At 70.4% G+C, this 22,767-nt stretch carries 21 protein-coding genes; 13 read left to right on the forward strand and 8 right to left on the reverse strand.

Annotated elements, in window-relative coordinates; genetic code table 11:
* Positions 1–7: 7 nt before the first annotated feature.
* Positions 8–649 carry a TetR/AcrR family transcriptional regulator gene (locus KZC57_RS11575; RefSeq protein WP_247641819.1) on the reverse strand — a complete coding sequence of 214 codons (642 nt, stop codon included), beginning with the start codon at positions 647–649 and terminating at the stop codon, positions 8–10.
* Between the two features lie 154 nt (positions 650–803).
* Between KZC57_RS11575 and KZC57_RS11580 the strand changes: the two genes are divergently transcribed.
* From KZC57_RS11580 to KZC57_RS11625, 10 genes are all read left to right on the forward strand, one after another.
* Positions 804–2,465: an ABC transporter substrate-binding protein gene (locus KZC57_RS11580; RefSeq protein ID WP_247641820.1), complete on the forward strand. Its 1,662-nt coding sequence runs from the start codon at positions 804–806 to the stop codon at positions 2,463–2,465.
* A gap of 172 nt (positions 2,466–2,637) precedes the next feature.
* Positions 2,638–3,462, forward strand: coding sequence for an ABC transporter ATP-binding protein (locus KZC57_RS11585; protein ID WP_247641821.1), 825 nt, complete (start codon positions 2,638–2,640; stop codon positions 3,460–3,462).
* On the forward strand, positions 3,459–4,265 hold the full coding sequence (locus KZC57_RS11590; protein ID WP_247641822.1) for an ABC transporter ATP-binding protein: 807 nt from the start codon (positions 3,459–3,461) through the stop codon (positions 4,263–4,265). The genes KZC57_RS11585 and KZC57_RS11590 overlap by 4 nt, the downstream gene beginning before the upstream one ends.
* A complete protein-coding gene (locus KZC57_RS11595; RefSeq protein ID WP_217582845.1) occupies positions 4,262–5,350 on the forward strand; it encodes an ABC transporter permease in 1,089 nt (362 codons plus the stop codon). The genes KZC57_RS11590 and KZC57_RS11595 overlap by 4 nt, the downstream gene beginning before the upstream one ends.
* A gap of 1 nt (position 5,351) precedes the next feature.
* On the forward strand, positions 5,352–6,500 hold the full coding sequence (locus KZC57_RS11600; RefSeq protein WP_247641823.1) for an ABC transporter permease: 1,149 nt from the start codon (positions 5,352–5,354) through the stop codon (positions 6,498–6,500).
* Positions 6,500–8,752, forward strand: coding sequence for a glycoside hydrolase family 3 N-terminal domain-containing protein (locus KZC57_RS11605; protein WP_247641824.1), 2,253 nt, complete (start codon positions 6,500–6,502; stop codon positions 8,750–8,752). The genes KZC57_RS11600 and KZC57_RS11605 overlap by 1 nt, the downstream gene beginning before the upstream one ends.
* A gap of 155 nt (positions 8,753–8,907) precedes the next feature.
* Positions 8,908–9,234 (forward strand): ferredoxin, encoded by a 327-nt coding sequence (gene fdxA, locus KZC57_RS11610; protein WP_025103996.1) that lies wholly within the window; start codon positions 8,908–8,910, stop codon positions 9,232–9,234.
* The gene (locus KZC57_RS11615) at positions 9,231–10,580 is read left to right on the forward strand and encodes an FAD-dependent oxidoreductase (protein ID WP_247641825.1); all 1,350 of its coding nucleotides are present in this window, start codon (positions 9,231–9,233) and stop codon (positions 10,578–10,580) included. The genes fdxA and KZC57_RS11615 overlap by 4 nt, the downstream gene beginning before the upstream one ends.
* Positions 10,577–11,113: a flavin reductase family protein gene (locus KZC57_RS11620; protein WP_174521465.1), complete on the forward strand. Its 537-nt coding sequence runs from the start codon at positions 10,577–10,579 to the stop codon at positions 11,111–11,113. The genes KZC57_RS11615 and KZC57_RS11620 overlap by 4 nt, the downstream gene beginning before the upstream one ends.
* Before the next feature lie 22 nt (positions 11,114–11,135).
* Entirely contained in the window at positions 11,136–11,762 is a 627-nt protein-coding gene (locus KZC57_RS11625; protein WP_060923577.1) for a superoxide dismutase, read from the forward strand.
* Positions 11,763–11,860: 98 nt separating this feature from the next.
* Here KZC57_RS11625 and KZC57_RS11630 read toward each other — a convergent pair whose 3' ends face one another.
* Complete coding sequence (locus KZC57_RS11630) at positions 11,861–12,127, reverse strand: metal-sensitive transcriptional regulator (protein WP_105949134.1); 267 nt, start codon at positions 12,125–12,127, stop codon at positions 11,861–11,863.
* Positions 12,128–12,381: 254 nt separating this feature from the next.
* Between KZC57_RS11630 and KZC57_RS11635 the strand changes: the two genes are divergently transcribed.
* On the forward strand, positions 12,382–14,016 hold the full coding sequence (locus KZC57_RS11635) for an FAD-dependent oxidoreductase (RefSeq protein WP_247641826.1): 1,635 nt from the start codon (positions 12,382–12,384) through the stop codon (positions 14,014–14,016).
* A 104-nt stretch (positions 14,017–14,120) separates the two neighbouring features.
* Here the strand turns inward: KZC57_RS11635 and KZC57_RS11640 are convergent, their stop codons facing one another.
* From KZC57_RS11640 to KZC57_RS11650, 3 genes are all read right to left on the reverse strand, one after another.
* On the reverse strand, positions 14,121–15,128 hold the full coding sequence (locus KZC57_RS11640; protein WP_217582834.1) for a LacI family DNA-binding transcriptional regulator: 1,008 nt from the start codon (positions 15,126–15,128) through the stop codon (positions 14,121–14,123).
* Positions 15,129–15,197: 69 nt separating this feature from the next.
* Positions 15,198–16,859: a glycoside hydrolase family 13 protein gene (locus KZC57_RS11645; RefSeq protein ID WP_144881464.1), complete on the reverse strand. Its 1,662-nt coding sequence runs from the start codon at positions 16,857–16,859 to the stop codon at positions 15,198–15,200.
* Between the two features lie 181 nt (positions 16,860–17,040).
* The gene (locus tag KZC57_RS11650; RefSeq protein WP_060923499.1) at positions 17,041–17,937 is read right to left on the reverse strand and encodes an SDR family oxidoreductase; all 897 of its coding nucleotides are present in this window, start codon (positions 17,935–17,937) and stop codon (positions 17,041–17,043) included.
* 215 nt (positions 17,938–18,152) lie between these two features.
* Here KZC57_RS11650 and KZC57_RS11655 point away from each other — a divergent pair, with 215 nt between their 5' ends.
* The gene (locus tag KZC57_RS11655) at positions 18,153–19,409 is read left to right on the forward strand and encodes a hypothetical protein (protein ID WP_247641827.1); all 1,257 of its coding nucleotides are present in this window, start codon (positions 18,153–18,155) and stop codon (positions 19,407–19,409) included.
* A 97-nt stretch (positions 19,410–19,506) separates the two neighbouring features.
* Here the strand turns inward: KZC57_RS11655 and purQ are convergent, their stop codons facing one another.
* From purQ to KZC57_RS11670, 3 genes are all read right to left on the reverse strand, one after another.
* Positions 19,507–20,214, reverse strand: a complete 708-nt coding sequence (gene purQ, locus KZC57_RS11660) for a phosphoribosylformylglycinamidine synthase subunit PurQ (protein ID WP_060922862.1) — start codon at positions 20,212–20,214, stop codon at positions 19,507–19,509.
* Positions 20,211–20,459, reverse strand: a complete 249-nt coding sequence (gene purS, locus KZC57_RS11665; RefSeq protein ID WP_025103985.1) for a phosphoribosylformylglycinamidine synthase subunit PurS — start codon at positions 20,457–20,459, stop codon at positions 20,211–20,213. Before purS ends, purQ begins: the two co-directional genes overlap by 4 nt.
* 141 nt (positions 20,460–20,600) lie before the next feature.
* Complete coding sequence (locus KZC57_RS11670) at positions 20,601–21,131, reverse strand: adenine phosphoribosyltransferase (protein WP_105949140.1); 531 nt, start codon at positions 21,129–21,131, stop codon at positions 20,601–20,603.
* A gap of 233 nt (positions 21,132–21,364) precedes the next feature.
* Here KZC57_RS11670 and KZC57_RS11675 point away from each other — a divergent pair, with 233 nt between their 5' ends.
* On the forward strand, positions 21,365–22,681 hold the full coding sequence (locus tag KZC57_RS11675) for an ABC transporter substrate-binding protein (protein ID WP_060922864.1): 1,317 nt from the start codon (positions 21,365–21,367) through the stop codon (positions 22,679–22,681).
* The last annotated feature ends 86 nt before the right edge of the window (positions 22,682–22,767 follow it).

Raw genomic sequence — 22,767 nt, forward strand, 5'->3', positions numbered from 1 at the left:
GGCAGGGTCAGTGCACGTAGGTCGGCAGTTCGGGTCCGGGAAGCAGCACGGCGTTCACGATCGCCCGGATCGCGAACTCGCTCGTCTCGCCGAGTCCGATCACCTCGGGATGCAGGAGCCACTGGAGCTGCAGGCCGTCCATCACGGCGAGGATGGCGGCCGAAGCGGCGGCGATGGTCGCGGGTTCGGTCACACCCTCCTGGGCGCAGAGTTCCCCGAACGCCGCCGTCACCTCCCGGCGCAGGGTCGTATAGCGCTCCTCGAAGTATTCGCGACCGGGGTGGTCGTCGGTCACCGACTCGGAGGAGAGCACCGTGTAGGCCTGCACGATGCCCGGCCGCTTCTCGTTGGCGAACGCCGTGCGGACGAGGTGGAGGAACAGCTCCGGTCCGTCGGGGATGTGCTTCTCGGCGAGGTCGGCGACGTCGGCCTGATCGCGGTAGGCGAGCACCTCGATGAGGAGCTTCTGCTTCGAGCCGAAGTGATGCAGCACGCCCGCATGGGTGATGCCGACCTGCTCGGCGACGTCGGCGAGTGTGCCGTTCGTGGAGCCCTTGTTGCCGAAGATCTCCACGGCCGCCTTGAGGATCTGCTCGCGCTTCTCCCGCGTCGCCGGGCGCACCCGCACCGCGTGCACGTCGTCCGTCATGAGCCCACCTCCCCTCATCCCGCTCTGCTTGCCAACCAACTTACTCCTCGGTAACCTCTCCACAGCTTACTTTCTCGACAGTAAGCAAAAGCGGCGGCCGGCGGTGATCCCTCGGCCGCGACGCCGCACAAGGACCCGTGCCCAAGGAGAAGCAATGAAGCTCACGAAAACCCTGATCGCCGCCAGCGCGGTCGCCGTCCTCGGCGTCTCGGCGCTCGCCGGATGCTCGGCGGGCGGTGGTTCCGGCGACGGCGCCGGTTCCGCCTCCCTCACCATCGCGAAGCCCGACGGCGCGATCAGCACCGAGTCGAACAACCCGTTCGTCGGCGACTCCGCGGCGTCGAAGTACGGCTACGCCAAGGTGGTGTTCGAGACTCTGGCCCTGGTGAACCAGACGGGTGACCGCGGTGTGACGCCGTGGCTCGCCGAGAGCCTCGAGTGGAACGACGACTACACGCAGCTCACCGTCGTCCCCCGCGCGGACGTGACCTGGAGCGACGGCGAGCCGTTCACGGCCGACGACATCGTCTTCTCCTTCGAGACCGCCTCGATCCCCGCCCTCGACACCGCCGGCCTCAAGTTCGAGGGTGCCGAGGTCGACGGCGACAAGGTCGTGCTGAGCTTCGGTGACTCCAAGTACGTGAACCAGGCCCGCGTGCTGCACGTGCCGATCGTCCCCAAGCACATCTGGGAGAACTTCGACGACCCGGCCACCGACCCCGTCAAGGGCGACGACCTCGTCGGCACCGGCCCCTACGCGATGGCGAACTGGTCGACCGAGTCGGTCACGCTCGACGCACGCGACGACTACTGGGGCGGCGACCTCGCCGTGCCGGAGCTGCACTACGTCTCGTACGGCGACAACACCGCCCTCACCACGGCCCTCGCGAACGGCGACGCCGACTGGGCGCAGGCGTTCATCCCGCAGATCGAGGAGCAGTTCCTCTCGGCCGACCCCGAGCACAACAAGTTCCTCGCCTCCCCGACCACCGGCTCCGCCACGCTGTTCATGAACCTGCAGCAGAAGCCGTTCGACGACCCCGCCTTCCGTCAGGCGCTCGCCTGGGTGATCGACCGCGACGCCTATGTCGACATCGCGCGCGAGGGTGCCAGCGAGCCGGTCTGGTCGGTCACGGGGCTGTCGTCGATCCTCGAAGACGAGATCCAGCCGGAGTTCCAGGGCGTCGACTACGCGGTCGACGCCGAGAAGGCGCGTGATCTGCTGGAGACCGCCGGGTACACCTGGAAGGACGACGCCCTGATCGACCCCGACGGCACGCCCGTCTCGTTCACGCTCTCCGTCCCCTCCGGCTGGAGCGACTGGAACACGGCGCAGGAGCTCATCGCCGAGGACGTGAAGGACGGCATCGGCGCCGAGGTCAAGATCGATATGCCGGACTGGGGCGGCTGGGCCGATCCCCGCGACAACGGCACGTTCTCCGCGATCATCCACTGGCTGGAGGACAGCGGTACGGCGTACGGCCTGTACACCTCGACCATGGATCCGCGCTGGATCTCGCCCGAGGGCAAGGCCGGCTTCAACTTCGGCCGCTTCGACGACCCGGAGGCGACTGCCGCGCTGAACACCTACGCCAACGCCTCGTCCGACGAGGAGCGCACCACCGCGATCGATACGCTGCAGACGATCTTCTCGGAGCAGGTGCCGGCCATCCCGCTGGGCGCCCACCCGCTGCTGGGCGAGTTCAACACGCGCAACTACGTCGGCTGGCCGTCGGAGACCGACACCTACGCGTCCGCCGACCCGACGCAGCCGAACATCGTGCAGATCCTCACGAAGCTGAAGCCCGCCGAGTAGGACTTCGACAGGCTCAGCCACCCACAGCCGGGACTTCGACAGGCTCAGCCACCCCTCTGGGTCCCTGAGCCTGTCGAAGGGCCTCCACTTCTGGGTCCCTGAGCCTGTCGAAGGGCCACCATTTCTGGGTCCCTGAGCCTGTCGAAGGGCCCGCCCCCACAAAGGACACCCCATGCCAGACCCCCTGCTCACCGTGCGCGACTTCTCCGTCGTGTACGACGTCGATCCGCCCGTCGAGGCGGTGAAGAACGTGACCCTCGAACTGCAGCGCGGCGAGATCCTCGGCCTCGCCGGGGAGAGCGGATGCGGCAAGACCACGCTCGCCTACGGGGTGCAGCGCCTGCTGCGCGCTCCGGCCGTCATCACCGGCGGCAGCGTGACGTTCCACGACGCGACCGGCATCGACATCGACATCGACGCTCTGGACGTCGACGCGATGCAGCGATTCCGCTGGGACAAGGTGTCGATGGTGTTCCAGGGCGCGATGAACGCCCTCAACCCCGTGGCGACGATCGGCTCGCAGCTGGAGGACGTGTTCGAGATCCACCGCCCCGACATGAACCGCAGGCAGCGGCGTGCCGAGGCCGAGGAGCTGCTCGAGATCGTCAAGGTCGGCCGTCAGCGGGTGCGCTCCTTCCCGCACGAGCTCTCCGGCGGCATGCGCCAACGCGTCATGATCGCCATGGCCCTGGCGCTGCGTCCGCAGCTGATGGTCATGGACGAGCCGACGACCGCGCTCGACGTGCTGGTGCAGCGGGAGATCCTCAAGCAGATCTCCCAGCTGCGCCACGAGTTCGGCTTCTCGGTGATCTTCATCACCCACGACCTGCCGCTCCTGCTGGAGATCAGCGACCGGATCGCGATCATGCGCGAAGGAGAGATCATCGAGCTCGATACGGCAGAGCGCATCTGGACGCAGCCGGAGCACGAGTACACGAAGACCCTGCTGTCGTCGTTCCCCCGGCTCACCGGGGAGAGAGGGGTGCTGGTGCGATGACCACCCTCGAGTTCCGCCACGTCACGAAGGCGTACAACGTCCGCGGCGCCGGGCAGATCAAAGCCCTCGACGATGTGAGCTTCACCCTGACGTCCGGCCAGACGATCGGCCTGGTCGGCCAGTCCGGCAGCGGCAAGTCCACGATCGCGAAGATCCTCACCCAGCTCGAGACCCCGACCAGCGGCGAGGTGCTGCTCGACGGCAAGCCCATCCCGCGCCGCGGCAGGGGCCTGCGGACCTACCGCCAGCAGCTGCGGATGGTGTTCCAGGACCCGTTCGCCTCGCTCAACCCGTACCACTCGATCCGCTACCACCTGGAGCGTCCCATCCGCCTCGACGACGTGGTGCCGAAGAAGGAGACCGAGAACGAGGTGCGTCGGCTCCTCGACCGGGTGCGCCTCGATGCGGACGCGGTGATCGACCGCCGCCCCCACGAGCTGTCAGGCGGACAACGGCAGCGTGTGGCCATCGCCCGCGCCCTGGCCTCGCGTCCCTCGCTCCTTGTCGCCGACGAGCCGGTGTCGATGCTCGACGTCTCCATCCGGCTCGGCGTGCTGAACCTGCTCGCCGACCTGCAGCGTGAAGAGGGACTCGGAGTGCTCTACATCACGCACGACCTGGCGACCGCCCGACACTTCAGCGACGAGATCATGGTCCTCAACCAGGGGCGCGTGGTCGAGTACGGCACCGCCGACGATGTGATCCTCAAGCCGCAGGATCCGTACACCCGCGAGCTGCGCGCGGCCTCTCCCGATCCGGAGAAGCACTTCGCTGCGGCGGCATCGAACGGAGGCGCGCTGTGAGCACCGCATTCCCCCAACTCGACGACGACGACCTCGTCGCCCGCGATGCCCTGGAGGTCGGCACCACGGCGACCACGGCGGAGCGCACCAGGCGGCCGGTGCCGTGGCGCTTCTTCGCCGGTCGCGCGGCGTTCTACCTTTTCACGCTGTGGGCGGCGATCACGATCAACTTCTTCCTGCCCCGCCTCATGAAGGGCGACGCGGTCAGCTCGTACCTCGCGCGCAACCGCACCGTGAGCCCCGAGGCGGCAGAGGCCCTGCGCGTGCTGCTCGGTATCGACACGGACAAGTCCATCTGGCAGCAGTACCTCGAATACTGGGGGATGCTGCTGCGCGGCGACCTCGGCATCTCGACCCTGCACGGTCTGCGGCCGGTCGCCGAGGTGCTCGCCGCCGCCCTGCCCTGGACGCTCGGGCTGGTCGGCATCGCGACCATCATCTCCTTCGCGCTCGGCACGCTGCTCGGAGCCGTCGTGGGGTGGAAGCGCGGCAGCAAGCTCGACGCGATCATCCCGGTGACGACCTTCTTCAACACGATCCCGTACTTCTGGCTCGGGCTCATCGCGATCGCGATCTTCTCCTCGACCCTGAAGTGGTTCCCGTCCTCGCACGCCTACGACAAGGGGCAGTCACCGGAATGGAGTCTCGACTTCATCGGTCAGGTCATCATGCACGGCACGCTCCCGGCACTGACCATCGTGGTCGCCTCGCTCGGCGGGTGGGTGCTCGGCATGCGCAACATGATGCTGACGGTGCTCGACGACGACTACATCACGGTCGCGCAGGCGAAGGGCATGCCCAACAAGCGGGTGCTCTGGGGCTACGCCGCGCGCAACGCGGTGCTGCCGCAGATCCAGAGCTTCGCGCTGTCGATCGGCTTCATCGTCGGCGGCACGATCGTGATGGAGATGGTCTTCAGCTATCCGGGTGTCGGCAAGCTGCTGCTCGACGCGACCAACGCCAAGGACTTCGCCCTCATGCAGGGCGTGTTCCTCGTGATCACGCTGTCGGTGCTCGTGGCCAACATCCTCGCCGATGTCGTCTACGCCTACCTCGACCCGCGCACGCGCCAGATGGAGTCCTGACATGACCGTTCCCACCACCGCAGCGAACACGGCGCCGGACGGATCGGCCGTCGTCTCCGGCATGCCCGAGACCGCCACGCTGCGCACCCCGCCGGCGGGAGCGCCGCCGCGCACGACCTTCTGGTCGCAGCTCGCGCAGGCGTTCGCGATGTTCCGCAACCCCAAGTCGATCGCCGGGCTCCTCATCCTCGGTGCGTTCGTGCTCATCGCGATCTTCGCCCCGTGGATCGCCCCGTACGGGCCGACCCAGAAGGACCGCGCGGCGCTGCGTCAGCCGCCCTCCTGGGAGCACTGGCTGGGCACGACGCACATGGGCGAAGACGTGCTGAGCCAGATCATCTACGGCACCCGCGGCGTGATCGTCGTCGGCTTCCTCGCGGCGTTCATCGCCACGATCATCGCGATCACGATCGGTGTGGTCGCCGGCTACGTGCGCGGCTGGAAGAGCGAGTCGCTGTCGGCGCTGACCAACGTGTTCCTGGTGATCCCCGGCATCCCGCTCATCATCATCATCGCCTCGCAGTTCGAGAATCCGCCGCTGATCGTGATCGCCGCGGTGCTGGGGATCACCGGGTGGGCGTGGGGCGCCCGCGTGCTCCGCGCGCAGACCATGTCGCTGCGAAACCGCGACTTCATCCAGGCCGCGCGTGCGAACGGCGAGCCGCTGCGCCGCATCATCACGGTCGAGATGCTCCCGAACCTCATGGCGCTCATCGCCTCGAGCTTCGTCGGCACCGTGACCGCGGCCATCCTCGGCCTCACGACCTTGGCCTTCATCGGCGTGATCCCGGTGAGCAACCTCAATTGGGGGACGATCCTGTTCTGGGCGCAGCAGAACGGTGCGTTCCCGCGACTGTGGTGGTGGTACGTGCCGGCAGGGCTGTGCATCGCGATCATCGGCGTCGCGCTCTCGCTCATCAACTTCGGCATCGACGAGTACGTCAACCCGCGACTGCGCTCGGCGGGCGAGCGGGCCAGGGCGATGAAGAAGAAGGGGCTGAACGTGAACGACGCCGTCACGGTCGTCCGCAGCGTGCCCCTGCCGGAGAAGAGCCCCGATCCCGTATCGTCGGCGACCTCGCCGGGCGCTTCCGGCGCCACCGACCCCACGAACACCGCGACACCGCACACGAACCAGAACACGAAGTGATGACCTCTCAGACTCTGACCACGCAGCTCCCGTACCAGGACCCCGCTCTCTCGATCCGCGAACGCGTGGCCGACCTCCTCAGCCGGATGACGGTGGAGGAGAAGGTCGGGCAGATGCTCCAGCTCGACGCCCGCGACGACATCGACGACCACGTCCTCCGGCGGCACGCGGGATCGATCCTGCACGCCTCGGACGAGCGTCTGCGGCGGGCCGCCGCCCTGGTCGCGCAGACCCGGCTCGGCATCCCGCTGCTCGTGGGCGAGGACTGCATCCACGGCCACTCGTTCTGGCCCGGAGGCACGATCTACCCCACGCAGCTCGGCATGGCGGCGTCCTGGGACCCGGCGCTCGTCGAGCGCGTGGCGCGGGCGACGGCCGAGGAGGTCGCCGTGACCGGCATCCACTGGACGTTCTCGCCGGTGCTGTGCATCGCCCGCGATCTGCGCTGGGGGCGGGTCGGGGAGACGTTCGGCGAGGACCCGTTCCTCATCGGGGAGCTGGCTTCGGCCATGGTGCGCGGCTATCAGGGCGACGGGCTCGACGACCCGACCGCGATCCTCGCGACGGCCAAGCACTTCGCCGGCTACTCGGAGACGCAGGGCGGCCGCGACGCCAGCGAGGCGGACATCTCCCCGCGCAAGCTGCGCTCCTGGTTCCTGCCGCCGTTCGAGCGGGTCGCCCGCGAGGGCTGCCGGACGTTCATGCTCGGCTACCAGACGACCGACGGGGTGCCGATCACGCTGAACGAGTGGCTGCTCAGCGACGTGCTCCGCGGCGAGTGGGGCTACACCGGCACCCTCATCACCGACTGGGACAACGTGGGTCGGATGGTGTGGGAGCAGCGGGTGCAGCCCGACCTCACCCATGCCGCGGCCGCGGCCGTGCGCGCCGGGAACGACATGGTGATGACCACGCCAGGATTCTTCGAGGGGGCGCTGGACGCGGTCGCCCGGGGGCTGCTGCCGGAGGACGCCTTCGACGACGCGGTCTCCCGCATCCTCACGCTGAAGTTCGAGCTCGGACTCTTCGAAGACCCGCGGCTGCCCCGCGATGACGTGTCCGCCGTGGTCGGCAGCGCCGCGCACGCGGACCTCAACCTCGAGATCGCGCGCCGTTCCCTCGTGCTGCTCGAGAACGACGGCGTGCTGCCGCTGGATGCCACGGCACCCCTGCGGGTGGCGGTGACCGGGCCGCTCGCGGACGACGCGCAGACGCAGCTCGGCGACTGGGCCGGCGGTTCGGGCCAGGCGGGCTGGCTCGACGGACAGCCCCGCGAGATGATCACGACCGTGCTCGACGGCCTCCGTGCGGTGGACGCATGGACGGTCACGCATGCACGCGGCGCCGACATCCTCACGCTCGCCGACGACCCCCGCGGCACGCATTTCCCGGACAACCAGCCGCGTCCTCCCGTGGTGCAGCCGTGCCTGCCGGATCCTGCGCTCATCGCGGGGGCGGTGGCCGCCGCCGAGGCCGCCGACGTCGTGGTCGCGGTGGTCGGCGATCGCATCGAGCTCGTGGGCGAGGGGCGGTCCACGGCCACGCTGGAGCTCATCGGCGGCCAGAACGCCCTGCTCGACGCTCTCATCGAGACCGGGAAGCCCGTCGTCGTGGTGCTGCTGGCGTCCAAGCCCCTCGTGCTCCCGCCCTCGGTGCAGCGGGCGGCGGCGGTGGTCTGGGCCGCGAATCCCGGCATGCAGGGCGGGCGGGCGCTCGCCGACATCGTCACGGGTGCCGTGGAGCCCTCGGGACGGCTGCCGATCTCGTTCGCGCGGCACGTCGGGCAGCAGCCGACCTATTACAACCAGATCCGCGGGCAGCACGGCGACCGCTACGCCGACCTCACCCAGGCGCCGGCGTGGGCCTTCGGCGAGGGCCGGTCGTACACGACCGTGGCGTACGCGGAGCTGGAGCTGGAGCAGACGGAGCTGCGCCTCGGCGACACCGTGGTGGGGCACGTGACCGTGACGAACACGGGGGACCGGCCCGTCCGCGAGACCGTGCAGGCGTACGTGCGGGATGAGGTGACGAGCGTGAGCTGGACCGACCGCGAGCTCAAGGCCTTCCGGCAGGTCGACCTCGCGCCGGGGGAGAGCGCGCGCGTGCGGATCGAGGTCCCCGTCGCCGACTGCACGATCGTGACCGCCGCCGGAGTCCGGACCGTGGAGCCGGGCGCCTTCACCCTCCTCGTCGGCCCCAGCTCCCGCGAGGAGCACCTCCTCTCCGCCTCCTTCGAGATCTCCCCGTCCTGATTCCCCGAGACCCCGCTTTCCCGCCGAGACCTCGTCGTGTCCGCGCGGCGGAGGCGGGGTCTCGGCGAGAGGCGGGGGGATCGGCCTCGATTTGACCTCAAGTGCGCTTGAGGTTTTACGGTGGAGGGCGTGAGTGGGACAGAGAAGAAGTCGCGATGACGTACGTGATCGCACTGCCATGCGTCGACCTCAAGGACAAAGCCTGCATCGACGAATGCCCCGTCGACTGCATCTATGAGGGGGAGCGGTCGCTCTACATCCACCCGGATGAGTGCGTGGACTGCGGAGCGTGCGAGCCGGTGTGCCCCGTCGAGGCGATCTACTACGAGGACGACCTCCCAGACGAGTGGCAGGACTACTACAAGGCCAACGTCGAGTTCTTCGACGAGATCGGCTCGCCCGGCGGCGCCGCCCGCACCGGACTCATCCGGCACGACCACCCCCTCATCGCCGCGCTCCCGCCGCAGGAGGTGCACGAGTGACCCCGCGCATCGCGATCGTCGGCGCGGGACCCGCAGGCATCTACGCCGCCGACCTCCTCCGGGCGCAGGTGCCGGAGGCGGCCATCGACCTGTACGAGAAGCTCCCCGCTCCGTACGGGCTCGTCCGCTACGGCGTCGCCCCCGACCACCCGCGCATCCGCAAGATCATCGATGCGCTGCACGACGTGCTCCTCCAGCCCGGCATCCGGCTGCGCGGCAACGTCGAGGTCGGCGTCGATGTGACGGTCGACGAGCTCCGCCGGGCGTACGACGGCGTCGTGATCGCGACCGGAGCCGACCGCGACGTGACGTTCGACGTGCCGGGAGCGGAGCTTCCCGGATCGTTCGGCGCCGCGGATTTCGTGGCCTGGTACGACGCGCACCCCGACGTCGCGCGGGGCTGGGGCCTGGAGGCGGAGTCCGTGGCCGTGATCGGCGCGGGCAACGTCGCCCTCGACGTCACGCGCATCCTCGCGAAGCACGCCGCGGCGCTGGAGTCGACCGACACCCCCGATCACATCCTCGACGCGCTCGCCGCGAGCCGGGTCCGCGACGTGCACCTCTTCGCCCGTCGCGGCCCCGCCGATGTGCGCTTCTCGGCCCTGGAGCTGCGTGAGCTCGGGGAGCAGCACGACGTGGAGGTGATCGTCGATCCCGCCGACCTCGAGCTCGACGACCACGCCGCCCGCATGCTGGAGCAGTTCTCGCAGCGCCGCATCATCGTGCGCACCCTCACGGAATGGGCGCAGCGTCCGTCCACCGAAGCCTCCCGGCGCATCCACCTGCACTTCCGGCATCGACCCGTCCGCGTCCTCGGCACGGACCGTGTGGAGGGCATCGAGTTCGAGCGCACGGCCTCCGATCCGCTCGGCCGCATGATCGGCACCGGCGAGCTCGTGCGGTACGAGGTCGGCGCCGTCTACCGCGCGATCGGCTACCTCTCCTCGCCCGTGCCCGGCGTGCCGTTCGACGCGGCGCGGGGCATCGTTCCGAACGCGGAGGGACGGGTGCTGGATGCCGACGGCACGCCCGTCCCGGGCCTCTACGCGACCGGCTGGATCAAGCGCGGGCCGATCGGGCTCATCGGCTCGACCAAGTCCGACGCCGCGCAGACCGTGCAGCATCTCGTGGAGGACCTCGCCGCGACGCCGTCCGCCCGCATCGACCGCGACCCGCCCCTGGACCTCCCCGGCGTGGTGGACTGGGAGGGTTGGTTGCGCATCGACGAGGCCGAGCGCCGCGCCGGAGCCGTCCGCGGTCGGGAGCGCACGAAGCTCGTCGACCGCGCGGCCATGCGCGCCCACGCGACCCCCACCCCCATCCCTCTCGAGGAGAGCACCCGATGACCCCCGACCCGCACACCACCCCGCACCCCGCCGCTCCGGTGCCCACGCCGGTCGGGGAGGGACTCAAGGCGGCGTTCCGCACCCATCCCGCCGGTGTCGCCATCATCACGGCGCAGGGTCCGGACGGCCCCGTCGGCCTCACGGCGTCGAGCGTGTCGTCGGTCGCGGTCGACCCGGCGGCGATCGTGTTCTCGGTGACCAGGGCGACCGGAAGCGCCGGGGCCATCCTCGGCGCCGAGACCTTCGTCGTGCACCTCATCGACGACGAGCACTCCGCGCTCGCCCAGAGCTTCGCGGTGAGCGGTTCCGAGCGCTTCACGCCCGAGCAGGGCTGGACGACGCTGCCGACCGGCGAGCCGCACCTGGCCGAGGCCCGTGTGGCCCTGCGCTGCCGGGCGATCCAGACCGTGCCCGTCGGCTCGTCGACCGTGGTGATCGCCGAGGTGCTCGAGGTGCTCACCGGCCGCCCCGCCCGCCCGCTCGTCTACATCGACCGCCGATTCCACGCCCTGTCCCACGACACCGCCCTCTGACCCCGTCACGAAAGGAACCACCATGTCCACTCCGTACACGCTCCCCGAGCTGCCCTACGACTACTCGGCGCTGGAGCCGCACATCTCCGGCAAGATCATGGAGCTGCACCACTCCAAGCACCACCAGGCCTACGTGACCGGCGCGAACACGGCGCTGGAGCAGCTCGCGGCGGCCCGCGACAGCGGCGACCTCGGAGCCGTCAACAAGCTCGAGAAGGACCTCGCGTTCAACCTCGGCGGCCACATCAACCACTCCGTGTTCTGGCAGAACCTCTCGCCCGAGGGCGGCGGGGCTCCGGAGGGCGAGCTCTCGGCGGCCCTCGCGGACTCGTTCGGGTCGATCGACGGCTTCCGCGCGCACTTCACCGCGACGGCCCTCGGCGTGCAGGGCTCCGGCTGGGCCGTGCTCGCCTGGGACTCGGTGGGCGCACGCCCGGTGATCTTCCAGCTCTTCGACCAGCAGGGCAACGCGCCGCTCGGCGTCGTCCCGCTGCTGCAGCTCGACGTGTGGGAGCACGCCTACTACCTCGACTACCTCAACGTGCGGGCGGACTACGTCAAGGCGTTCTGGAACCTCGTGAACTGGCCCGACGTGCAGCGCCGCTTCGAGACGGCGCGCACCGCAACCGCGGGTCTCCTCGTCCCCTGATCCCACCCCACCCTCGCCGACCCGGCCCCTTGCGTGCGCCCCGGCCCGTTGCGATCGTCCGCAACGGGCCGGGGTGGCCGCAAGGGGCCGGGTCGCGTTCAGGCGAGGGTGAGGAAGAGCTTCTCCAGGTCGGGGAGCGGGACGGCGTCGTCCTGCGCGGGGTCCTCCAGGCAGGTCTTCATGGCGGAGGCGATGATCTGGAACCCGGCCTTGTCCAACGCGGAGGTCACGGCGGCCAGCTGCGTGACGACAGCCCGGCAGTCGCCGCCGCTCTCGACCGCGGTGATCACGGCGCCGAGCTGTCCCTGTGCGCGCTTGAGGCGGTTGGCGATCTTGCGCTGCGTGTCGGTGTCGACGGTGGTCATGGTCACTCCCTGAAGGCCGGCTGTGCGCTCCACTATACCCCCGGGGGTATAGTGTCTGCATACCCACCGGGGTATCGAGTGAGGAGAGAACACATGTGTCGAGCAGTCCGTTGCCGTACCTGCGGGAAGACCACCTGGGCGGGGTGCGGCCAGCACGTCGATGCCGTCCGCCGCACCGTGCCGGCGTCGGACTGGTGCACGGGCCACCCGAAGGACGAGGCCAAGGGCGGTCTCCTGTCCCGGTTGTTCGGCCGATGAGCGCGCCGCTCCGCGTCGTCATCGTCGGTGGCGTCGCCGGCGGCATGTCGGCGGCGACCCGGCTCCGGCGGCTCGATGAGTCCGCGCAGATCGTCGTCTTCGAGCGCGGGCCCGAGGTCTCCTACGCCAACTGCGGCCTGCCCTACTACGTGGGTGGCGTGATCGAGGAGCGCGACGCCCTCCTGCTGCAGACCCCGGAGTCGCTGCACCGCCGCTTCCGGCTCGACGTCCGCGTCCGTCACGACGTCGTCGGCATCGACACCGAGCGCAAGAGGGTCGAGGTCATCGATCTCGACAGCGGCCACCGGAGCACCCACCCGTACGACCGCCTCGTGCTCGCCACCGGTGCCCGGCCCCGCGGCGACGAGCCGACCGGAGCCCTCCCCGCGCGGAGCCTGCGGACCGTGGCCGATGCCGATGCGATCGACGCCGCCCTCCGCCCCGGGCTGCCGGTGGTCGTGGTGGGCGGCGGATACACGGGGCTCGAAGCCGTGGAGAACCTCGTCGCCCGAGGCGCCGCGGTCACCCTGGTGCAACGCGGTGCCCAGCTGCTCGCCCCGCTGGATCCGGAGATGGCCGCCCCCCTGGCGGCCGAGGTCCGGCGCCGCGGAGTTGACGTGCGACTCGGCGTCGAGGTCGTGGCCACGGCCGCGGATTCCGTGACCCTGAGCGACGGTGCCACCCTCCCTGCGGAGTTCCTCGTCGATGCCTCCGGGGTCGTGCCCGAGGTCGGACTCGCCCGCGCCGCCGGGATCCGTCTTGGCGAGACCGGCGGCATCGCGGTCGACGAGGCCTGCCGCACCAGTGCCCCGGACGTCTTCGCGGTCGGCGACGGCGTCGAGAAGGCCGACCTCATCGGCGGCGGTGCGGCGCTGGTGACCATGGCCGGTCTCGCCAACCGCCACGGCCGCATGGTGGCCGACGTCATCGCGGGTCGGGAGGCATCGGCGCGCCCCGCCCTCGGCACCGGCATCGTGCAGGTGTTCGGCCTCGCCGCCGCGAAGACCGGATGGAGCGAGAAGCAGCTCCGTGCCGCGGGCCGCGACTTCTTCGCCGTGCACGTGCACCCGGCATCGCACGCCGGCTACTACCCGGGCGCGGAGACCCTGTCGATGAAGCTCCTCGCCGACCCCGCCACCGACCGCATCCTCGGGGCGCAGATCGTGGGTCGTGACGGCGTGGACAAGCGGATCGACGTCATCGCGACGGCGCTGCAGGCGGGCGTCACCGCCTCCGGTCTCGCGCACCTGGAGCTCGCGTACGCTCCGCAGTTCGGCTCCGCGAAGGACGCCGTGAACATCCTCGGCTATGTGGCCGAGAACACCCGCAACGGCACCACGCCGACCGTCCAGTGGCACGAGCTCGACGACGCCCTGCAGGCGGGATCGACCCTCATCGACGTCCGCGCCGCGGCCGAGCATGCGAACGGCGCCATCCCCGGCGCCAGGAACATCCCGCTGGACGAGTTGCGCGACCGTCTCGACGAACTGCCGGACGGCCCCCTCGTGGTGCACTGCCAGGTCGGCCTGCGGGGGCACATCGCCACCCGGCTGCTGCGGCAGCACGGGCGCGAGGTGCGCAATCTCGACGGCGGCTACCGCACCTGGCGGGACGCGACCGTAGGCTCCTGAGCTCGACGCGTTCACAACTCAGGAGAACCGGCGCACCTACGCCCGTCAGGGCCGGAACCGCGGTCTCCGCGCGCCGTACTCCTGAGTTGTGAACGCCGCCCGGCTCAGACGAGCCGGGAGGTCGTGCCGCGGACGTTGAGCTCGTACGGAAGGGCGGCGGGCGGGCGCACGGCTTCCGGGTCGGTGAGCTTCGCGAGGACCGCATCGGCCGCCCGTTCGCCCTGCCCGAGCGGGAACTGGTCGACCGTGGTGAGGCGGAAGAACTCGCCGAGCTCATGGCCGTCGATGCCCACGATGGACAGATCGCCCGGCACCGCGAAGCCGAGGTCGCGGGCGGCGAGGAGCGCTCCGATCGCCATCTCGTCCGAGGCGGCGAACACCGCGGTGGGGCGAGGCCCCGGGCGTCCGAGCAGCTGCTTCGCGGCGCGATAGCCGCCCTCGACCGTGAAGTCCGCCGGCTCCAGGAACGCGGGGTTCAGGGGGATGCCGGCCGCGGCCAGCGCCCGCTCGAAGCCGAGCCGACGGTTCGTGGGGATGTGGAAGTCGATGTCGAACTCGGGGTTCGCGCCGATGTGGGCGATCTCCGTGTGCCCGAGCCCGAGCAGGTGCTCCGTCGCGAGCTGGGCCACGGCGACGTCGTCGACCGTGAGGGTGTCGAGCTTCGGGTTCGGGCCCCCGATCGCGATCACGGGGAGCCCGAGGTCGAGGAGCTGCTGGGTCTCGTCCTCGTCCAGCTCGATGGACACGGCGATCACGGCGTCCACGCGCTGGCGGCGCAGGAACGTGTCGAAGACGTGGCGGCGCACGTCCTTGTCGGCGGTGATGTTGTAGAGCGTGATGTCGTAGCCGGCGCGCATGAGCGCGGCGGACACCCCCGACAGCACGGTGCTAAAGAACCAGCGGTCGAGGAACGGCACGACGACCCCGATGTTGCGCGTGCGCCCCGACGCGAGGCTCGAGGCGCGGGAGGACACGACGTACCCGAGGGAGGCGGCAGCCGCCTGCACGCGCTCGCGCGCCGACTCGGACACGTGCCCGCGGCCGCTCAGCGCGCGGGAGACCGTCGCGGTGGAGACGCCGGCGAGCCGGGCGACCTCGTCGATGCTCGCCATCGTCTGTCCTTCGGATCGGAGACGCCCGTGACACGCCCCGGGTGGAGCGCGCCACGGGCGCAGCGGGTGTCAGGCCTTGGTGTACCAGACGGCGGTGTCGACGGGGACCTCGGGGCCGTCGAACGGCTGGCTGCGGAGCAGGACGACCGCGCCCTCCGGGAGGTCGAGCGGAGCCGTGCCGAGATTCGCCAGCACGTGCACCTCGCCGCGACGGAAGGCGACGGCATCGGGACCGGCGTCCTCCCACACCAGCGACCCGGTGCCGAATCCGAACTCGCGACGGCCGGCGAGCAGACGCTTGTACAGGGCCAGGGTCGACGCCGGGTCGACCTCCTCGACGTCCCGGGCGTAGGCCGCCCAGTCCGCGGGCTGCGGGAGCCACGAGAGGCCGGTGTCGTTGAAGCCGAAGGCGGGAGCCTCCGCCTCCCACGGCAGCGGCACGCGGCAGCCGTCGCGGCCGTAGCGCTCGCCGTTCGTGCGGAACCACGTCGGGTCCTGACGGTACTCGTCCGGGATCTCCATGGCCTCGGGCAGCCCGAGCTCCTCGCCCTGGTACAGGTAGGCCGAGCCGGGCAGCGCGAGCATCAGCGTGGTGGCGGCGCGGGCGCGGGCGAGGCCGATGGCGGTGTCGGGCTTGTCCGGGGTGTTCGGGCCGATGCCCTCGCCCTGCGGGTTGTCGATCGTGAGGGCCAGGCGCGTGGCGTGCCGGACGACGTCGTGGTTGGACAGCACCCAGGTGCTGGGGGCGCCGACCGCGCCGAACGCGTCCAGCGACTCGCGGATCACGTCGCCGAGCGCCTTCGCGTCCCACGCCGTCATCAGGTACGGGAAGTTGAAGGTCTGGTGCATCTCGTCCGGACGCACCCAGAGCGCGGTCTCCTTCAGTGTCGGCATCCAGGCCTCGCCGCACAGGGCGCGGTCGCCGTCGTACTCGGCGAGCACCTTGTGCCAGTCCCGGTAGATCTCGTGCACGCCGTCCTGACCCCAGTACGGCACGTTCGACTCGCCGCCGCCCATGGAGTCGGCGTCGGTCGGCGGCGTGTAATCAGGCAGCCCTTCGGTCTTGATCATGCCGTGGGCGACGTCGACCCGGAAGCCGTCGACGCCGCGGTCGAGCCAGAAGCGCAGGATCGAGCGGAACTCCTCCTGCACCTCCTCGTTGTTCCAGTCGAAGTCCGGCTGCGTCGCGTCGAAGATGTGCAGGTACCACTGGCCGGGGGTGCCGTCGGCCTCCGTGACGCGCTGCCACATGCCGCCGCCGAACACCGACTCCCAGTTGTTCGGGGGCAGCTCGCCGTTCTCGCCGCGGCCGTCGCGGAAGATGTAGCGCGCGCGCTCCGGGCTGCCGGGCGCCGCCTTGAGCGCCTCCTGGAACCACGGGTGCTGGTCGGAGGAGTGGTTGGGGACGAGGTCGACGATCACCCGGATGCCGCGGGCGTGGGCGGATGCCAGCATCTCGTCGAAGTCGGCCAGCGTGCCGAACAACGGGTCGACGTCGCGGTAGTCGGCCACGTCGTAGCCGGCGTCGCGCTGCGGGCTCGTCATGAACGGGCTGAGCCAGATCGCGTCGACGCCGAGCTCCTGCAGGGCGTCGAGGCGGCTCGTGATGCCCGGCAGGTCGCCGATGCCGTCGCCCGACGCGTCCGCGAAGGAGCGGGGGTAGATCTGGTAGATGACGGCGCTGCGCCACCACTCGGAACCGGGGGCTGCGATCTGTTCGAGCTGTGCCATGCGATCAGGCTACTGCAAACGCTTACAGTCCCGCCACCACAGGTATCGAAACGGTTCGGCGCCCTCTCTCGCCCTCTGCGCCGACCCACCCCTTTCCGTCCGACCCACCCCCTTGCGGACGACCGGAACGGGCCGGGAGGAACGGAAGGGGGTGGGTCGACGGGGGACGAGGGGATGAGGGTCAGGGGGTGGGCATGCCGCCGTTGACGTTCAGGGTCTCGCCGAGCACGTAGCTCGACTCCGGGGAGGCGAGGAAGACGTAGGCGGGGGCGAGTTCGGCGGGCTGACCCATCCGGCCGAGCGGAGTGTCCTGGCCGAACTGCGCGATCTTCTCCTGCGGCTGCCCGTCGCTCGGCTGCAGCGGGGTCCAGATCGGTCCCGGAGCCACGGCGTTCACGCGGATGCCCTTCGGCGCGAGCTGCTGGGCGAGGCCCTTCGTGAACGCGTTGATGGTCGACTTCGTCGAGGCGTAGTCGACGAGGATGTCCGATGGCGAGTAGGCCTGGATCGACGTCGTGTTGATGATCGTCGACCCTGCGGGGAGGTGCGGCAGGGCGGCCTTCGTGATCCAGAACATCGCGTACACGTTGGTCTTGAACGTGTCGTCGAACTGCTCGTCGGTCACATCGGTGAGGGACTCCTGGAAGACCTGCTTGCCGCCGTTGTTGACGAGGATGTCGAGTCCGCCGAGTGCCGCGACGGCCTCGGCCACCAGGGTGCGGCAGTACTCCGGGTCGCGCAGGTCGCCGGGGATCGTGGCGACGGTCGCTCCCGCCTCGCGGAGGATGCCGGCGATGCGGCTCGCGTCCTCCTCCTCTTCCGGGAGGTAGGAGATCGCGACATCGGCGCCCTCGCGGGCGAACGCGATCGCGGTGGCCGCGCCGATGCCCGAGTCGCCGCCGGTGATGAGTGCCTTGCGCCCGGTCAGCCGTCCGGTGCCGCGGTACGACTCCTCGCCGAGGTCGGCCTTCGGAGTGAGGTCGGCGTCGAGACCGGGCTCGCGCATGTGCTGCTTCTGCGGCTGGATGTCGGCGTAGAGCTCGACCGGGTTGGTGAAGGTGTACTGGTCGCGGGACATGGGGTGTCCTTTCCGGGAGGTCGGGGACGGGATGACCATCGTGCGCGCGGTGCTCCGGGTGCGGCAAACGCCTTGCACGCATCCGGTCGCTTTGGTACACGCGCATGTGGCCGAAAGACACTTCCCCTGGTGCCTCTTGTCATGACAGGGTGACGAGCATCCCCCCGTGTCGCTCGCGGCATGTCCCCCGGGGGTCCTGCCGTCGAGAGGTCGTGATGTCCGCTTCCGCCCGCCGATCCGCGCCCTGGGCGGTCGTCGCCGCGCTCGTCGTCGGCGCCGTGCTCGTCGGCGCCGCCCCCGCCGTGTCCGACGCGTTCGGTGCCCGCGCGCAGCCCCCGGCCGACCCGGTGAACGACCCCGCGGCTTCGGTCGCGCTCGCGTACGAGTTCCTCGACGCGCGGGTCGACGAGTTCTGCGACGGCGAGGGCCGCTGCCTGCCGCGCAGCTACGAGGGCGGGTTCTTCACCACGCCGTCGTGGGACTTCACCCCCTCCTTCGTGTACGACGACGCCCTCGTCGTGATCGCCTACACGGCCCGCGGCCTGCCGGACGACCTGCGCCGCGCGCGGGCCGTCGCGGACACCCTCCTCTTCGTGCAGGAGAACGACCCCATCGGCGACGGCCGCGTCCGCACCTCGTACGAGCCGCACGGCATCCGTCAGGGCCGGATGGAGATCACCGGGCCCGGCACCTTCACCGGCAATCAGGCCTGGGTGGGCATGGCGCTCGCCCGCCTCTTCCACGCCACGGGGGAGGCACGGTATCTCGACGGCGCGGTGCGCATCGCGGAGTGGATCCAGGACAACACCGCCGACATGACGCGGGCACCCTACGGTTACACCGGCGGGCAGACCGATGCCGGGGTGCCGCTGGAGTGGAAGTCCACCGAGCACAACAGCGACATCGCGGGGTTCTTCACGCAGCTCGCCCAGCTCACGGACGACGGGGTGTGGGCGGAGCGCGCGGCGGTGGCGGCCGGATTCGTCGCGGCGATGCAGAGCGCCGATGGGCACGTGGACACCGGGACGCTGCTCGACGGCAGCACGATCAACACCCGTCCCATCCCGCTCGACGCGCAGACGTGGAGCCTGCTCGGCACCGGGGACGCCCGATACGGCTCGGCCGTGGACTGGACGCTCGCGCACCTCGTAGCCCAGGACGGTCCGTACCGCGGTCCGTCGATCAGCGACCCGGACGTGTCGAAGGTCTGGTTCGAGGGCAGCGGGCACCTCGCCCTCGCGCTGCAGGAGCGAGGAGCCGCCGGCGACCAGGAGCGCGTGGAGGAGCTGCTGGCCGGCATCCGGCTGGTGCAGCGCGACGCACCCAACGGCGACGGCAAGGGCATCGTGGCGACCTCGACGGACGGACTCGACTCCGGCTTCGGCGACCTCTACTACGCGAGCCTGCACACCGGCACGACGGCCTGGTACCTGCTCGCGGCCGTGGGCGACAACCCGTTCCGTCTCCCCTGACCTCGCCTATCGACCCGGCCCCTTACGGTCGCCCCGGCCCGTTCCGCGCGCCCAAAACGGGGTGGGAGGCGCGCAGAGGGGTGGGTCGAGGGAGGTGTCAGGCGGCGACGCGGGCGACGGCGGCGATCGCGCTCGTGAAGAAGTCGAGGCCGTCCACGCCGCTGCGCATCGCGACAGCGGTGTCCGGACCGAATCCGGGCTCCGTGGCGTGCTCGGGGTGCGGCATGAGCCCCACGACGTTGCCCGCCTCATTCGTCAGCCCTGCGATGTCGCGCAGCGAGCCGTTCGGGTTCACGCCGGCGTAGCGGAACGCCACGAGACCCTCGCCCTCGATGCGGTCGAGCGTCTGCTCGTCGGCGATGTAGCCGCCGTCCGCGTTCTTCAGCGGGATCACGATCTCCTGGCCGGTGCGGAAGGCGTTGGTCCAGGCGGTGTCGGAGTTCTCGACCGTGAGCTTCTGGTCGCGGCGCACGAAGTGCTGGTGGTTGTTGCGGATCAGTCCGCCGGGCAGCAGGTGCGCCTCGACGAGCATCTGGAAGCCGTTGCAGATGCCGAGGACGGGCATGCCCTTCGCGGCGGCGTCCTTGACCTCGTTCATGATGGGCGAGAGGGCCGCGATGGCTCCGGCGCGGAGGTAGTCGCCGTAGCTGAACCCGCCGGGGAGGACGAGGGCGTCGACACCCTCGAGGTCGTGCGAGCCGTGCCACAGGGCGACCGGCTCGGCTCCCGCGATGCGGACGGCGCGCTGCGCGTCGACGTCGTCCAGCGAGCCGGGGAAGGTGACGACGCCGATGCGGACGGTCACTCCGCCACCTCGACGCCCACGACGTCCTCGATCACGGCGTTCGACAGGACCTCGTCGGCGATGCGGCGGGCCTCGGCGAGGACCTCGTCGGTGACCTCGCCCTCGACCGTGAGCTCGAAGCGCTTGCCGATGCGGACGTCGGTGAAGCCCTCGACGCCCAGGCGGGCGAAGGCGCCGGAGACGGCCTTCCCCTGCGGGTCGAGCAGTTCGGGCTTGGGCATGACGTCGACGACGATGGTGGGCATGACGGCTCCAAGAGTCGCGGGCGGACGGGCGGGTTCAGTCTACCGCTCGTCGATGCTCCGCTGAGACCCCGGGCACTCGCCCACACCCCGTCCTGCGCGCGCCGCTATCCCGGGGTGTCGGCGAGAAACCGGGGTCTCGGGTCAGGAGTGGAAGACGGTGTGGAGGTCGCCGACCGTGTCGCGGCCGCCGAGGCCGTCGATCTCGAAGAGCACCGAGATGCCGGCGACGTGGCTGCCGAGACGCTCCACGAGCTGCCGACCGGCGGCCAGGGTGCCCCCGGTGGCGAGCACGTCGTCGATGAGGAGGACGCGGGAGCCCACGGGCAGGTCGTCGTGCATCTCGATGGTCGCCGTGCCGTACTCGAGGGCGTAGTCGACGGAGGCGGCGGGGCGGGGGAGCTTGCCGGCCTTGCGGATCGGGATCAGCCCAACGCCCGCGGCGATGGCGGCGGCCCCGGCGAGAATGAAGCCCCGCGCCTCGATGCCGGCCACCACGTCGAACTGCCCCGCGAAGGGCTCGATGATCGCCTCGGTCGTCACGCGGAGGGCCTCGGCGTCGGCGAGGAGCGGCGTGATGTCGCGGAAGATGATGCCGGGCTCCGGGTAGTCCGGGATGCTGCGGATCAGGGATTCGGCGCGGGCGAGGGCAGGGGAGAGGGTGGCTTCGGGCACCGGACAAGGGTACGCCGCGTTCACAACTCCGGAGAATTCGCGGGCTACGGGCCGGCGGCGCTCGAACGGCGGCATCGGATCCCAGTTCTCCTGAGTTGTGAACGGGGACCGGCGGCCATCCCGCACCCTTGACATCGTGGGAGCGCTCCCATAGAGTTCACGACAACCTTGTGGGAGCGCTCCCACAAGCCCCCACGCACCACCACCCGCACGAACCCACAAAGGAGTGAACCGTGAACTCACGTGCCCGCACCCGGATCCTGGCGACAGCCGCCGTGGCATCCGTCTCCGCTCTCGCCCTCGCCGGTTGCTCCGGCAGCACCGGCGGCGACGGCGACTCCGGCGCCAGCGCCGACGAGAAGGTCACACTGACCGTCACCACCTTCGGAACCTTCGGCTACGACGACCTCTACAAGGAGTACGAGAAGGCGCACCCGAACGTGACGATCGAGGCGACCAACATCGACACCGGTGGCAACGCCCGCACCGATGCCTTCACCAAGATCGCCGCCGGCTCCGGACTCAGCGACATCGTCGCGATCGAGGAGGGCTGGCTCGGCGCCATCATGGACGTCTCGGACACCTTCGTCGACCTGCGCGACTACGGCATCGAGGACCGCAAGGACGACTGGGTCGACTGGAAGTACGGCCAGGCGACCGACGCCGAGGGCCGCGTCATCGGCTACGGCACCGACATCGGCCCGAGCGGCATCTGCTACAACGGCGCCGCGTTCGAGGCCGCCGGCCTGCCCAGCGACCGCGAGTCGGTCGCCGAGCTGCTGAACGGCGACTGGGAGAACTACTTCCAGGTCGGCGCCGACTACACGGCCAAGACCGGCAAGGCCTGGTACGACCACTCCGGCTTCGTCTGGAACGCCATGGTCAACCAGCTCGACGAGGGCTACTACACCGCCGACGGCGAGCTGAACGTCGAGGGCAACGACGAGCTCCAGGAGCGCTTCGAGCTCCTCGGCGCCGCGACCGAGGGCGGCCAGTCCGCGGCGCAGACCGCGTGGGACTGGAACGGCGGCAAGTCGTTCGTCGACGGCACCTTCGCCACCTTCGTCTGCCCCGGCTGGATGCTCGGCGTCGTGCAGGGCCAGGTCGAGGCCGGTGGCGGCGACGCGTCGACCGGCTGGGACTTCGCCGACGTCTTCCCCGGCGGCGCGGCCAACTGGGGCGGCGCGTTCCTCTCGATCCCGGAGTCGTCGGAGCACAAGGAGGCCGCGGCCGAGCTCGCCGACTGGCTGACGCAGCCCGAGCAGCAGGTGAAGCAGTCCGCCGCCGCGGGCAACTTCCCGTCGACCATCAAGGCGCAGGAGTCCCTCGCCGAGGAGGCCACGCCCAACGAGTTCTTCAACGACGCGCCGACCGGTGCCATCCTCGCCGAGCGTGCCAAGGGCGTCGTCGCACAGTTCAAGGGCGCCGATGACTCGGTGATCCAGGAGAACGTCTTCGGGCCGGCGCTGAGCGCGCTCGACCGCGGCGAGACCGACACGCAGGGCGCCTGGGACCAGGCGATCGGCCTCCTGAACGACCTCGTCGGCTGATCATCTCGCTTCGACAGGCTCAGCGCCCCAGAGGGGATGCTCAGCGCCCCGAGTGGGTGGCTGAGCCTGTCGAAGCCCGGCAAAGG

Origin of the sequence: Microbacterium sp. KSW4-4, from assembly GCF_023091185.1 — a bacterium.
GTDB lineage: Bacteria > Actinomycetota > Actinomycetes > Actinomycetales > Microbacteriaceae > Microbacterium > Microbacterium paraoxydans.